Consider the following 13,003-nt stretch of genomic DNA (forward strand, 5'->3'; position numbering starts at 1 on the left):
ACGTCGCCAAGCAACTAAAACACGAGTCATTTGACTCGTGTTTTTTTGTATTGTTAAAAAGAATGGGAAAGAAGTAATGGTAATACAAACACGTTGCCCAAGAGTTAATCATATTATATAAGAGATGGGTGTATATTTTTCTGGAAATTGTTAAGGATTAGAAGTATAAAATAGGTTCACTTAAATAGGGAGGGAAGGTTATGAAATTACAAAGTGAAGTTTGTATTGTTTGTGAGACAAAAAGAAAAGAAGGTATATATGTTTATAATAATTTAATATGTTATGAATGTGAAAAGGATATGGTGAACACAGAGACAGATGATCCAAAATATATACATTATTTAAAGCAACTTCGAAAATTAGAAGTATCATATTTTTAAATAGGCATATGCCTATTATTTTTTTTGTTCTGTATAATAGATGGAGAATGAATTATAAGGAAGAGATGTAGATGAATCAAAATCATATGCCTTTATATGAGGCGTTAATAGAGTTTAAAGAAAGAGGGTCGTTATCTTTTCATGTTCCAGGTCATAAGAATGGTTTAAACTTCCCTCAGAAGGCAATAAGAGAGTTTAAAGATATTCTATCTATTGATGTAACTGAGTTAGCAGGACTGGATGATTTGCATAGTCCGTTTGAATGTATAGATGAGGCACAACAATTATTGACTGAAGTGTATGATACAAAGAGAAGTTATTTTTTAATTAATGGTTCAACAGTCGGGAACTTAGCAATGATTTTGTCTTGTTGCAGGGAACATGATATTGTTCTTGTACAAAGAAATTGTCATAAATCAATTATTAATGGTTTAAAACTAGCGGGAGCAAATCCCATTTTTTTAGATCCATGGATTGATGAAGCTTATAACGTACCAGTGGGAGTTCGTAATGAAATTATTAAGAAAGCAATTGGAAAATATCCAAATGCGAAAGCACTCATTTTAACGCATCCTAATTATTATGGTATGGGGATGGATTTAGAGGCAAGCATCGCTTTTGCACATGCACATAAAATCCCTGTTTTGGTAGATGAGGCACATGGGGCACATCTTTGTTTGGGAGAACCATTCCCAAAATCAGCGTTAACATATGGTGCAGATATTGTAGTTCATTCTGCACATAAAACATTACCCGCAATGACAATGGGTTCCTATTTACATATAAATAGTCACTTAGTAGACGAAGAGAAGGTTACTACTTATTTAAGTATGCTACAATCTAGTAGTCCATCGTATCCAATTATGGCTTCCTTGGATATAGCACGCTTTACAATGGCGCGTATAAAAGAAGAAGGACATGGTGAAATTGTTGAGTTTTTACGGAGATTTAAGGAACAGTTACGTTCTATTCCACAAATCGCCATTTTAGAATATCCGTTGCAAGACGAGCTAAAGGTTACCGTACAAACTCGTTGTCAGTTATCAGGGTACGAATTACAGTCCGTATTTGAAAATGTCGGTATATATACAGAGATGGCTGATCCGTACAATGTCCTATTTATTTTACCCCTGCAAGTAAATGAGGAGTATATGAAGGTTATAGAGATGATCCGAGTAGCATTGCAACATTATGACGTGAAAGACAAGAGGGAATCTATTCGTTATACTTATAAAGGTGAATTCTCTCCTTTGCCGTATACGTATAAACAACTAGAAGGATATGGAACAAAGATAGTATCTATAGAAGAGGCTGTTGGAATGATAGCGGCGGAAATGGTAATTCCGTATCCACCTGGAATTCCATTGGTTATGTATGGAGAGAGAATTACTTCAGAGCATAAAGAGCAAATTATGTATTTAGAGAGAGCAGGAGCTCGTTTTCAAGGTAATACGAAATATATGAAAGTGTATGATATAGAAAGTAGGTTTTAGGATGAAGGGATTATTTGTAACAATTGAGGGTCCAGAAGGTTCAGGTAAAACAACGTTAATTAAAAGCTTATTACCATATTTTGAACAAAAAGCACAAAAGGTAATGGCGACAAGGGAACCAGGTGGTATTGCAATTTCTGAGGACATTAGGACGATTTTACATAAACAAGAATATACGATGATGGAAGCACGTACAGAAGCGCTTCTTTATACTGCTGCGCGCAGACAGCATTTAGTAGAAAAAGTTATGCCAGCACTTAATGAGAACTATCTCGTGCTATGTGATCGTTTTATAGATAGTTCTTTAGCATATCAAGGCTATGCAAGAGGGTTGGGTATGGATAAGGTATTTGAAATAAATCGTTTCGCAACAGAGGACTGTATGCCTAGTTTAACAATTTATCTAGACATTGAGCCTGAGGTTGGTTTGGCTCGAATTGAAAAAGATGCAGGACGTGAAGTAAATCGACTAGATATGGAAGATATCTCTTTCCATAAACGTGTGCGCGAAGGGTATTTACAAGTTGTAGAACGTTTCTCGGATCGTATTGTATTGGTAAATGCTGATCAGCCGATGGAAAAACTTATAGAAGAAGTTGTTCAGATTATAGAAGATAAATTGTTATAATAGAAGGAAAGAATGAAATAAGTGAGGTATGCATTATGATGAAGACGTGGGAGCAGCTTTCTGCTATACAACCCATCGGTGTAAAAATGTTGATGAATAGCATTGCAAAAGAGCGTATATCCCACGCTTACTTGTTAGAGGGAGGGAAAGGTACGGGAAAGTTTGCGACAGCAATTCAAATGGCAAAGAGTTTCCTCTGTTCTCAGCGGAATGGAGTAGAGCCCTGTCATGTATGCACAAATTGTAAGCGAATTGATTCAGGTAACCACCCTAACTTACATATTGTAAAACCAGACGGATTATCTATTAAGAAGCAGCAAATTCATGATTTACAAGAAGAGTTTTCAAAAACAGGATTAGAGGCAAATAAAAAATTATATATTATTGAGCACGCAGATCGTATGACGGCAAATGCGGCAAATACACTTTTGAAATTTTTAGAAGAACCAAGTAGTGATACAACCGCTATTTTACTTACTGAACAAAGTCATCAAATTTTAAATACGATTTTATCTCGTTGCCAAGTTGTTACGTTTAGACCGTTACCTACAGAATCTTTAATTAGAAGATTACAGGAAGAAGGTATTACAGCATCTTTATCGACACTTGCTGCTCAACTCACAAATAGTTTTGATGAAGCTTTAGCTTTATGTAGTGATGAATGGTTTGCACAAGCACGAGCTTTAGTGATAAAATTATGTGAAGCGCTCGAAAAAGATAAAACCTCTATTTTTTTTGTACAAGAAAAATGGGGAAAACACTTTGGAGAGAAAGAACAATTACAGCAAGGGTTAGATATGTTACTCCTTATTTATAAGGATTTACTATATGTTCAACTTGGAGAAGAAGATCGTCTTGTTTTTCATGAGCAGAAAGAGATGTTTGAATCGTTTTCCTATGCTCAGAAGCGCATTGTATCAGCTCTCTTTAATATATTAGAGGCAAAAAATAGAATCAACGCTAATGTAAATGCGCAGCTTGTGTTCGAACAGTTAGTGTTGCGGTTGCAGGAGGGATGACCGTTTTGTATGATGTAGTAGGTGTTCGCTTTAAGAAGGCCGGAAAGGTATATTACTTTGATCCAAATCAGTTCGATATCTCTGAAAATGAGTTTGTTATTGTAGAAACGGTAAGAGGTATTGAATACGGAAAAGTAGTTATTACCAAAAAGCAAGTTGATGAAAACGACGTTGTATTACCGCTAAAAAAGGTTATTCGTATTGCAAATGAAAATGATCGTACCATTGTTGAAGAGAACAAACATGCTGCAAAAGAAGCATATCAAGTCTGTCAGCAAAAGGTAGTAGAGCATAATCTTGATATGAAACTTGTAGATGTAGAGTATACATTCGATCGTAATAAGATTATTTTCTATTTTACTGCGGATGGTCGGATTGATTTCCGCGAACTAGTGAAGGACTTAGCGGCAATTTTTAGAACAAGAATTGAACTAAGACAAATTGGTGTTCGTGATGAAGCGAAGATGCTAGGTGGTATTGGTCCATGTGGTCGTATGCTTTGTTGTTCTACTTTTTTAGGAGATTTTGAACCTGTATCCATTAAAATGGCAAAGGATCAAAATTTATCATTAAATCCTGCAAAAATCTCTGGTTTATGTGGTCGCTTAATGTGTTGCTTAAAATATGAGAATGATGAATATGAGGCAGCAAAGGAACAACTTCCTGATTTAGATCAACGTATACAAACCCCGCATGGTACTGGCCGTGTGATCGGATTAAATATTTTAGAAAGATTAATTCAAGTGGAACTAGTAGACAAGGAACGGATAGTAGAATATACGTTAGATGAGTTAGTGAATAAAGGGGTCGTTTCGAGTCAAACCACAGATTAATGAGGTGGGTGCTTGTGGAGAAAAAAGATATTTTTGAATCGGTTTCTAGTATGGAAGAGCAAATTGGACATTTATACAAACAGTTGGGAGAGTTAAAACAGCATCTTGCAGAGTTGTTGGAAGAAAACCAGCATATAAAAATGGAAAATAACAATTTGCGACACCGTTTTGAAGAAGTGCAGAATAAAGAAAAACAAAAAACTCAAAAGCGTAAAGAAGTGAAGCCGAAGACAGATATTGGTGAAGGCTATGACAATTTAGCGAGACTGTATCAAGAAGGTTTTCATATTTGCAATCTACATTATGGAAGTGTACGTAAAGAGGGAGATTGTTTGTTCTGTCTGTCATTCTTAAATAAAAAGTGAAATTACCTTTCCAATTATAATTGGAAAGGTAATTTTTTATACATGAAATAGGGTAGGTTAAGGGTAAGAAAAGGAGCAGTATATGAATTTATATGAAGATGAACGTTTAGATTACTTATTAGCGCAAGACATGAAGATTATACAAAGCCCATCAGTATTTAATTTTTCTTTAGATGCTGTTTTACTGGCAGATTTTGCATGGGTACCAATTCAAAAGGGGAATTTACTTGATTTGTGTACAGGTAACGCAGTTGTCCCCCTTCTATTAAGTACAAGAACAAAAGGAAAGATTACTGGTGTGGAAATTCAAGAACGCTTATATGATATGGGAGTAAGAAGTGTTCAATATAATGGGCTGGAAGAAAGAATTCACCTCATACATGGAGATTTGAAAGATATGCCAGAGAAACTCGGACGTCATCAATATGATGTTGTTACATGTAATCCACCATATTTTCAAACACCTCAAACTTCAGAGAAAAATATGAATGAACATTTAGCGATAGCTCGTCATGAAATTATGTGTACATTAGAAGATGTTGTATCTGCAAGTAGTCAGTTAGTAAAACAAGGTGGGAAAGTGGCGTTTGTACATCGTCCAGGGCGATTACTCGACATTGTCACATTAATGCGTAAATATAAAATTGAACCAAAGCGTGTGCGATTTGTTTATCCTAAGGTTGGAAAAGAAGCAAATACATTGTTAATTGAAGGAATTAAGGATGGAAATGCAGATTTAAAAATTTTACCACCTCTCGTTGTATATGAGAACAATAACGAATATACAAAGGAGATACGTTCAATTTTATATGGAGAAGAATAAGCATTTTTTTTATGTGGTAGAGTGCTCTGATGGAAGTTATTATGCTGGATATACAAACCATATAGAAAAACGAATACAGACTCATAATAGCGGCAAAGGAGCTAAGTATACACGCGTCAGGCTTCCTGTCGTTTTAAAATATGTAGAGACCCATGATGATAAACGTACAGCTATGCAAGCGGAGTATTACTTTAAGCAATTAACGAGAAAACAAAAAGAGGCATATATGCAAAAAGGAGAACGCTATGTGGCAACAAAAAAGCTTTCAACAAAATGAAAAGGGAGTTTTATATTTAGTACCAACTCCTATTGGAAATTTAGAAGATATGACATTTCGTGCAATCCGAATTTTAAAAGAAGTTGATTTAATTGCTGCTGAAGATACGAGACAAACGAAAAAACTTTGTAATTATTTTGAAATTGAAACACCTGTCACGAGTTATCATGAGCACAATAAAGAAGTAAGTGGGAAGAAAATATTAGAGAAATTAGAGGATGGAAAGAATGTAGCACTTGTTAGTGACGCTGGTATGCCGTGTATTTCTGATCCAGGTTACGATATTGTTGTTGAGGCAGTAGCTGAGCAATATCATGTAATTCCGCTTCCTGGAGCAAATGCAGCCCTTACAGCATTAATTGCATCTGGTCTTGAAACAAAGCAGTTTTATTTCTATGGTTTCTTGCAGAGAAATAAAAAGGAACGAAAGATGGAGTTAGAAAAGCTTCGTTATGTACAAACTACAATGATGTTTTATGAAGCGCCTCATCGTTTAGATGATACTTTAATTTCGATGCAGGAAGTGTTGGGAAATAGAGAGATTGTATTATGTCGGGAGTTAACGAAAAAATTTGAGGAATTTATTCGAGGAACAGTCGAAGAAGCAATTGAGTGGACGAAGCAAAATGAGGTACGTGGTGAGTTTTGTATTTTAGTAGCTGGTTCGACAGAAGAACCTGCTCCAGAAGAACAATGGTGGGAATCTCTTTCAGTATATGATCATATTGAACACTATATAAATGAAAAAGGTATGAATTCAAAAGAAGCGATTAAAACAGTCGCTAAAGATCGAGATTTGTCGAAAAGAGATGTATATCAAATCTATCATGTCGATAAAAAATAAGCTTCTCATAATTGAGAAGCTTATTTTGCTGTTTCGATATAATCTTGAAGTTCGTTTAAGATTTGCTCAGCGCCTTCTTTGCTTAAGATGATTTTACCTTCAGCTAAAGAAAGGTTACCGTCAGATACTTCACCAGTTACTTGGCAAGTCATGTTTGGTTTATATTTTTTTAAGATGATTTTCTCGTCATCAACATAGATTTCAAGAGCATCCTTTTCTGCAATACCTAAAGTACGGCGTAATTCGATTGGAATTACTACACGACCTAATTCATCAACTTTACGAACAATACCAGTAGATTTCATAATTTTTTTCCTCCTAAATAAATAGTTTATAAGTTTCGAGTCTATTTTTAGATTCGTCATTTTTCGACAAAATACCCTATGGACATATGATACCAATCATTTACATTTCCGTCAATTCTTAAATTCTATATTTTTTAAAAAGATTTATAGATTTCTTATTTCTTATATATAATAGATTGAGAGGAAATTCCACAATTATTTACATTGTTTTCTGAAAAATTAACAAATTTTAAGTGGAGATTGTATATTTTTTTGGAATATGAGCAATAGATGATAAAGATATCGAGCATTAAGAACCCAAATTCAAAATTAGGTTGGGGTAAAGAAGATAAGTGAGATTCGGGCTGCTCGTAAAAGCCCGATTGATGTGGGCTAATAATCAGTGGGGATGAACAAAAACCCCGCTGATTAAAGTTTCACTTTATATATGAGTTTTTGATATACTGTTTATAAATACATATGAGGTTATTCGGGAGGTCCAAAACAATGACAGAGGAAAATAAGTCCTTTTATATTACTACCCCAATTTATTATCCAAGTGGAAAATTACACATTGGACATGCTTATACGACAGTAGCAGGAGATGCAATGGCACGATATAAGCGTATGCAAGGATACAATGTTCATTATTTAACAGGAACTGATGAGCATGGACAGAAAATCCAAAAAAAAGCAGAAGAATTAAATATTACACCACAAGCATATGTGGATAATATTGTTGCAGGAATTAAAGAACTTTGGGAGAAGATGGATATCTCTTATGATGATTTTATTCGTACAACTGAAGATCGTCATAAAGATGTTGTTGAAAAAATCTTTAAGCAACTAGTAGATCAAGGTGATATTTATCTTGATGAATATGAAGGTTGGTATTCTGTACAAGATGAGACATTCTATACGGAGCATCAATTAGTAGATCCAATTATGGAAGGTGACAAAGTAGTTGGAGGAAAAAGTCCAGATAGTGGTCATGATGTAGAACTTGTTCGTGAAGAATCATATTTCTTTAGAATGGGTAAATATGTCGACAGACTATTAAAATTCTATGAAGATAATCCACATTTCATTCAGCCAGAGTCTCGTAAGAATGAAATGATTAATAACTTCATTAAACCAGGCTTAGAAGATTTAGCAGTTTCTCGTACTTCATTTGACTGGGGAGTTCGTGTTCCAGGTAATCCGAAACACGTTATTTACGTATGGGTTGACGCATTATCTAACTACATTACAGCATTAGGTTATGGAACAGAAAATGAAGAGATGTATAAGAAATTCTGGCCGGCAGATGTGCATTTAGTTGGAAAAGAAATCGTTCGTTTCCATACAATTTATTGGCCAATCATTTTAATGGCATTAGATTTACCTCTTCCGAAAAAAGTCTTTGCTCATGGCTGGATTTTAATGAAGGATGGAAAGATGAGTAAGTCAAAAGGAAACGTAGTAGATCCAGTTACATTGATCGATCGTTACGGATTAGATGCATTACGTTATTACTTACTTCGTGAAGTTCCATTCGGATCTGACGGTGTATTCACACCAGAAGGATTTGTGGAGCGTATTAATTTCGATCTAGCAAATGACTTAGGTAACTTATTAAATCGTACAGTAGCTATGATTGATAAGTACTTTAACGGAGAAATCCCTGCATTTAAAGCGAATGTAACGGAATTTGATGAAACGTTAGTAACGTTTGCAAAAGATACATTGAAAAAAGTAGAAGAGGCAATGGAGAATATGGAGTTCTCTGTAGCGTTAGGATCTATTTGGCAATTGGTTAGTCGTACGAACAAATATATTGATGAAACACAACCATGGGTATTAGCGAAAGATGAGAATGATCGTGAAAAGTTAGCTTCTGTAATGGCTCATTTAGCAGAAGTACTTCGTCAAACAGGTATTATGCTTATGCCATTCTTAACAGTAGCACCAAGCAAGATGTTCGCTCAGCTTGGCCTTACTGATGAGGCTCATAAATCTTGGGAAAGTCTATCTACAATTGGCTGTATTCCAGCTGGAACAAAAGTAGAAAAAGGAAACCCAATTTTCCCTCGCTTAGAAATGGAAGTGGAAGTAGAGTACATTAAGGAACAAATGAAAAGCTCTGCTCCTAAAGTAGAAGAGAAAAAAGAAGAAGAACCGAAGGCAGAAGAAATTACAATTGATGATTTCTTTAAAGTAGAATTACGCGTAGCTGAAGTACTATCTGCTGAACCTGTGAAAAAAGCAGACAAGTTGTTAAAAATTCAACTAGACTTAGGCACAGAAAAGCGTCAAGTTGTTTCTGGAATTGCGAAATTCTATTCGCCAGAGGACCTAAAAGGTAAAAAGGTTATTTGTGTAACAAACTTAAAACCTGTAAAATTACGCGGTGAATTATCGCAAGGTATGATTTTAGCGGGTGAAGAGAATGGCGTATTGTCATTAGCATCAATTGATCAAAATCTACCAAATGGTACAAAAATCAAGTAATTAAGACAAGAAAAGAGATGTTTCACGTGTAACATGTGTGAAGCGTCTTTTTTCTTTTTACACTCTCTATTTTTGCATTAAGATTGTAGTATTGTTATCGTTAAGTTATTAAAGAACTTATTTTTGTAGAATAAACTTGATTTCAATATAAAAGGAGTTATGTATTATGTTGTTTGATACACATTCACATTTGAATGCAGAGCAATTCGAAGAAGATTTGCAAGAAGTTATTGCCCGAATGAAAGAAGCGGGAGTTACTTATACAGTTGTTGTTGGTTTTGATGAAGTAACGATAAAAAAGGCGATGGAATTAGCTGAAGCCTATGATTTTATTTACGCTGCGGTTGGATGGCATCCAGTTGATGCAATTGACATGACAGAAGAACATTTAGCTTGGTTAGAAGAACTTGCTTCTCATCCTAAAGTCGTTGCACTTGGAGAAATGGGTTTAGATTATCACTGGGATAAGTCTCCAAAAGAAATACAGAAAGAAGTATTCCGTAAACAAATTACATTAGCTAAAAAAGTGAAATTGCCGATTATTATACATAACCGCGATGCAACTCAAGATATTGTTGATATTCTAGAAGAAGAGAATGCAGCTGAAGTAGGAGGCATTATGCATTGCTTTAGCGGCAGCGTAGAAGTAGCAGAGCGATGTGTTGATATGAACTTTTTAATTTCGTTAGGCGGACCAGTTACATTTAAAAATGCTAAGAAGCCGAAAGAGGTTGCTACGAAGATTCCATTAGAGAAATTGTTAATAGAGACGGATTGTCCGTATCTAACGCCGCATCCATTTCGAGGGAAACGAAATGAACCGAGTTATGTAAAACTCGTAGCAGAAGAAATTGCGAATTTAAAAGGAATTTCTTATGAGGAAGTAGCAGAAATGACAACCAAAAATGCAAAATTTTTATTTGGTGTTGAATAAAAAAGAATGGGGAAACCTGTTCTTTTTTATTTTGAAAAAACACTAGTAGAAGTGATGAAGAAAATAAATGTGAATGATGAAGTGTTACAATAAGGACAGAGAACAAAGATTTTTCTATTCTATTTTTTAAAATATAAGAATGGGGAAAATAATAATGGAAAAGTCGTCATTTTTTTGTTTTACTAAGTAGAGACGAAACGAGTGTGGAGGCAAGCATGAAAATAAAAGAGATTATCGTTGTAGAAGGTAAAGATGATACAGTTGCGATTAAGCGTGCTGTTGATGCGGATACAATTGAAACGAACGGTTCAGCAATCGGTGATCATGTTATTGAGCAAGTTAAATTAGCGCAACAAAAAAGGGGCGTTATTATTTTCACAGATCCGGATTATCCTGGAGAGCGTATTCGAAAAATTATTTCTGACAAGGTTCCCGGCTGTAAGCATGCCTTTTTACCGAAGGAAGAAGCGCTTGCTAAAAGGAAAAAGGGAGTTGGGATCGAACATGCTTCTAATGAGTCGATCCGCCGTGCTCTAGAGAATATACATGAAGAAATGGAAGTTTATACAAGTGAAATTAGTTGGAGTGATTTAGTCGATGCGGGCTTAGTGGGCGGAGAAATGGCAAAGAGCCGCAGAGAAAGAATGGGTAAGCTATTAAAGATTGGTTATACAAATGCAAAACAGTTACATAAACGATTACAGATGTTTCAAGTTTCAAAGGAATTATTTGGAGAAGCTTATAAGCAAGTAATACAGGAGGAAAAAAAATGAAGGATATCGCAACGCCAAATCGTACAAAAGACATTGTTGAAAAGTATGGATTTTCATTCAAAAAAAGTTTAGGACAAAACTTTTTAATTGATACAAATGTATTAAATCGTATTGTCGATCATGCTGAAATTGGTTCAGAAAGTGGTGCAATTGAAATTGGACCAGGTATCGGTGCATTAACAGAGCAATTAGCGAAGCGTGCTAAAAAAGTAGTGGCTTTTGAAATTGATCAAAGACTATTACCAATTTTAGATGAGACGTTAGCACCATATGGTAACGTTACAGTTATTAATAAAGACGTACTAAAAGCGGATGTACATGAAGTATTTAATGAGCAATTTGAAGAAGGGCAAGATGTAATGGTAGTAGCTAACTTGCCATACTATATTACAACGCCAATTTTATTTAAATTGCTTGAAGAAAAGTTACCAGTTCGTGGATTTGTTGTTATGATGCAAAAAGAAGTTGGAGATCGTTTAGCTGCTAAACCTGGAACGAAAGAGTATGGTTCTTTATCGATTGCCATTCAGTATTATACAGAAGTTGAAACAGTTATGACTGTACCGCGTACAGTGTTTGTACCACAGCCAAATGTTGATTCTGCAATTATTCGCCTTCTAAAGCGTCCGAAACCGGTTGTAGAGGTGACAGATGAAACATTCTTCTTTGAAGTAGTACGAGCAAGTTTCGCACAGCGCCGTAAAACTTTAATGAATAATTTATCAAATAATTTAAATGGTTTCCCGAAAGATAAGGAATTATTGGATCGAATTTTAACAGAAGTAGGAATTGATCCAAAGCGAAGAGGCGAAACGCTATCTATTGAAGAGTTTGCAACATTAAGTAATGCATTGGTTCTTCATAAATTATCATAAGAATATGAAAGGGACAGTTCAACTTGAACTGTCCCTTTTGTCACCTTTCTCCCTCTAAATTCATATTTTAAAAACAGGTAAGATGGCCTAATGAGTTTGGAGGTAGGAGAATGGCTTTACATGTTGGAGAATTAGTGGAACGATATTCTCATAAGAGGGATATTCTTTTTCGTATTATAGAAATAAAAGGCGAGATAGCTATATTGTTTGGAGAGGAAATTAGACTGGTGGCGGATGCGCCACTTGAAGATTTAATTAGTATAGATCAACGAGAACATAAAAAAAGGGTGAAGCGTGAGAAAGAAACAATGGAGCGCACGTATCGTTTGTTTCAACAAGATTATGTGTTAATGAAACAAAGGCATGAACATACTTCAACTGGTGGATACACAAGTGAGGTGAATTATTTTCAAATGCCGGGACGTGTATTGCATATAGATGGAGACCCTTTATATTTGCGCAAGTGCTTAGACTTATATAACAAAATTGGCGTTCCTGTACAAGGTATTCATTGTAAAGAAACGGAGATGCATGAAAAAGTAGTAGACTTAATAGATCACTTTCGCCCAGACATTCTCGTTATTACGGGGCATGATGCATATACAAAATCGAAAGGAGTGAAGGGAGATTTAGCGGCATATAGGCATTCAAGGCATTTTGTACAGGCTGTTCGAGAAGTGCGAAAAAAATATCCATCATTGGATCAACTTGTTATTTTTGCTGGGGCATGTCAATCGCACTTTGAGGCACTAATTCGTGCAGGGGCCAATTTCGCTAGTTCACCATCTAGAATTAATATTCATGCACTAGATCCCGTATATGTAGTTGGTAAAATTAGTTTTACTTCATTTATGGAGAGAGTCAATGTATGGGATGTCGTACGTAATACAATTACTGGTGAAAAGGGACTAGGTGGAATTGAAACGAGAGGGATTTTACGAACGGGATTACCTTTTCAACATTACGAAGAGTAAGCAGGGTACAT

Annotated in this window: 15 protein-coding genes; 14 read left to right on the forward strand and 1 reads right to left on the reverse strand. The window is 35.3% G+C overall.

Annotation, left to right across the window (positions count from 1 at the left end; genetic code table 11):
* The first annotated feature begins 200 nt into the window (after positions 1-200).
* The 9 genes from DN403_RS15795 (at position 201) to rsmI (ending at position 6,662) form a co-directional block, all read left to right on the forward strand.
* Entirely contained in the window at positions 201-380 is a 180-nt protein-coding gene (locus DN403_RS15795; RefSeq protein WP_000776279.1) for a sigma factor G inhibitor Gin, read from the forward strand.
* A 71-nt stretch (positions 381-451) separates the two neighbouring features.
* Positions 452-1,873: an aminotransferase class I/II-fold pyridoxal phosphate-dependent enzyme gene (locus DN403_RS15800; RefSeq protein WP_001073008.1), complete on the forward strand. Its 1,422-nt coding sequence runs from the start codon at positions 452-454 to the stop codon at positions 1,871-1,873.
* Between the two features lies 1 nt (position 1,874).
* Positions 1,875-2,501 (forward strand): dTMP kinase, encoded by a 627-nt coding sequence (gene tmk / locus DN403_RS15805; protein WP_149185577.1) that lies wholly within the window; start codon positions 1,875-1,877, stop codon positions 2,499-2,501.
* Positions 2,502-2,536: 35 nt separating this feature from the next.
* Positions 2,537-3,520, forward strand: a complete 984-nt coding sequence (gene holB, locus DN403_RS15810) for a DNA polymerase III subunit delta' (RefSeq protein ID WP_000978578.1) — start codon at positions 2,537-2,539, stop codon at positions 3,518-3,520.
* A gap of 5 nt (positions 3,521-3,525) precedes the next feature.
* Positions 3,526-4,353: a PSP1 domain-containing protein gene (locus tag DN403_RS15815; RefSeq protein ID WP_000272429.1), complete on the forward strand. Its 828-nt coding sequence runs from the start codon at positions 3,526-3,528 to the stop codon at positions 4,351-4,353.
* 14 nt (positions 4,354-4,367) lie between these two features.
* Positions 4,368-4,718 carry a DNA replication initiation control protein YabA gene (gene yabA / locus DN403_RS15820; protein ID WP_000412063.1) on the forward strand — a complete coding sequence of 117 codons (351 nt, stop codon included), beginning with the start codon at positions 4,368-4,370 and terminating at the stop codon, positions 4,716-4,718.
* 82 nt (positions 4,719-4,800) lie between these two features.
* Entirely contained in the window at positions 4,801-5,541 is a 741-nt protein-coding gene (locus tag DN403_RS15825) for a tRNA1(Val) (adenine(37)-N6)-methyltransferase (RefSeq protein WP_001055355.1), read from the forward strand.
* Positions 5,528-5,818, forward strand: coding sequence for a GIY-YIG nuclease family protein (locus tag DN403_RS15830; RefSeq protein ID WP_000414350.1), 291 nt, complete (start codon positions 5,528-5,530; stop codon positions 5,816-5,818). Before DN403_RS15825 ends, DN403_RS15830 begins: the two co-directional genes overlap by 14 nt.
* Complete coding sequence (rsmI, locus tag DN403_RS15835) at positions 5,787-6,662, forward strand: 16S rRNA (cytidine(1402)-2'-O)-methyltransferase (protein WP_000267816.1); 876 nt, start codon at positions 5,787-5,789, stop codon at positions 6,660-6,662. The genes DN403_RS15830 and rsmI overlap by 32 nt, the downstream gene beginning before the upstream one ends.
* 20 nt (positions 6,663-6,682) lie before the next feature.
* Here the strand turns inward: rsmI and DN403_RS15840 are convergent, their stop codons facing one another.
* Positions 6,683-6,967: an AbrB/MazE/SpoVT family DNA-binding domain-containing protein gene (locus DN403_RS15840; RefSeq protein ID WP_000843036.1), complete on the reverse strand. Its 285-nt coding sequence runs from the start codon at positions 6,965-6,967 to the stop codon at positions 6,683-6,685.
* Between the two features lie 486 nt (positions 6,968-7,453).
* On the opposite strand from DN403_RS15840, the gene metG reads away from it, so the two are divergent.
* The 5 genes from metG to yabG all read left to right on the forward strand — a co-directional run bounded on the left by metG (position 7,454) and on the right by yabG (position 12,992).
* Positions 7,454-9,436 (forward strand): methionine--tRNA ligase, encoded by a 1,983-nt coding sequence (gene metG / locus DN403_RS15845; RefSeq protein WP_000134138.1) that lies wholly within the window; start codon positions 7,454-7,456, stop codon positions 9,434-9,436.
* Between the two features lie 166 nt (positions 9,437-9,602).
* Positions 9,603-10,370, forward strand: a complete 768-nt coding sequence (locus tag DN403_RS15850; protein ID WP_149185578.1) for a TatD family hydrolase — start codon at positions 9,603-9,605, stop codon at positions 10,368-10,370.
* A 215-nt stretch (positions 10,371-10,585) separates the two neighbouring features.
* Positions 10,586-11,143, forward strand: a complete 558-nt coding sequence (gene rnmV, locus DN403_RS15855; protein WP_000692841.1) for a ribonuclease M5 — start codon at positions 10,586-10,588, stop codon at positions 11,141-11,143.
* A complete protein-coding gene (gene rsmA / locus DN403_RS15860) occupies positions 11,140-12,018 on the forward strand; it encodes a 16S rRNA (adenine(1518)-N(6)/adenine(1519)-N(6))-dimethyltransferase RsmA (RefSeq protein ID WP_000651548.1) in 879 nt (292 codons plus the stop codon). The genes rnmV and rsmA overlap by 4 nt, the downstream gene beginning before the upstream one ends.
* 110 nt (positions 12,019-12,128) lie before the next feature.
* A complete protein-coding gene (gene yabG / locus DN403_RS15865) occupies positions 12,129-12,992 on the forward strand; it encodes a sporulation peptidase YabG (protein ID WP_001173734.1) in 864 nt (287 codons plus the stop codon).
* The last annotated feature ends 11 nt before the right edge of the window (positions 12,993-13,003 follow it).

The sequence above is a fragment of the Bacillus sp. AY2-1 genome (genome assembly GCF_008368965.1).
Lineage (GTDB): Bacteria > Bacillota > Bacilli > Bacillales > Bacillaceae_G > Bacillus_A > Bacillus_A thuringiensis_S.

Excerpts from the sequence above, each read along its gene's own strand:
- DN403_RS15795 (WP_000776279.1), top strand. The coding sequence starts at position 201 with ATGAAATTACAAAGTGAAGTTTGTATTGTTTGTGAGACAAAAAGAAAA.
- DN403_RS15800 (WP_001073008.1), top strand. The coding sequence starts at position 452 with ATGAATCAAAATCATATGCCTTTATATGAGGCGTTAATAGAGTTTAAA.
- tmk (WP_149185577.1), top strand. The coding sequence starts at position 1,875 with ATGAAGGGATTATTTGTAACAATTGAGGGTCCAGAAGGTTCAGGTAAA.
- holB (WP_000978578.1), top strand. The coding sequence starts at position 2,537 with ATGATGAAGACGTGGGAGCAGCTTTCTGCTATACAACCCATCGGTGTA.
- DN403_RS15825 (WP_001055355.1), top strand. The coding sequence starts at position 4,801 with ATGAATTTATATGAAGATGAACGTTTAGATTACTTATTAGCGCAAGAC.
- DN403_RS15830 (WP_000414350.1), top strand. The coding sequence starts at position 5,528 with ATGGAGAAGAATAAGCATTTTTTTTATGTGGTAGAGTGCTCTGATGGA.
- rsmI (WP_000267816.1), top strand. The coding sequence starts at position 5,787 with ATGTGGCAACAAAAAAGCTTTCAACAAAATGAAAAGGGAGTTTTATAT.
- DN403_RS15840 (WP_000843036.1), bottom strand. The coding sequence starts at position 6,967 with ATGAAATCTACTGGTATTGTTCGTAAAGTTGATGAATTAGGTCGTGTA.
- metG (WP_000134138.1), top strand. The coding sequence starts at position 7,454 with ATGACAGAGGAAAATAAGTCCTTTTATATTACTACCCCAATTTATTAT.
- DN403_RS15850 (WP_149185578.1), top strand. The coding sequence starts at position 9,603 with ATGTTGTTTGATACACATTCACATTTGAATGCAGAGCAATTCGAAGAA.
- rnmV (WP_000692841.1), top strand. The coding sequence starts at position 10,586 with ATGAAAATAAAAGAGATTATCGTTGTAGAAGGTAAAGATGATACAGTT.
- rsmA (WP_000651548.1), top strand. The coding sequence starts at position 11,140 with ATGAAGGATATCGCAACGCCAAATCGTACAAAAGACATTGTTGAAAAG.
- yabG (WP_001173734.1), top strand. The coding sequence starts at position 12,129 with ATGGCTTTACATGTTGGAGAATTAGTGGAACGATATTCTCATAAGAGG.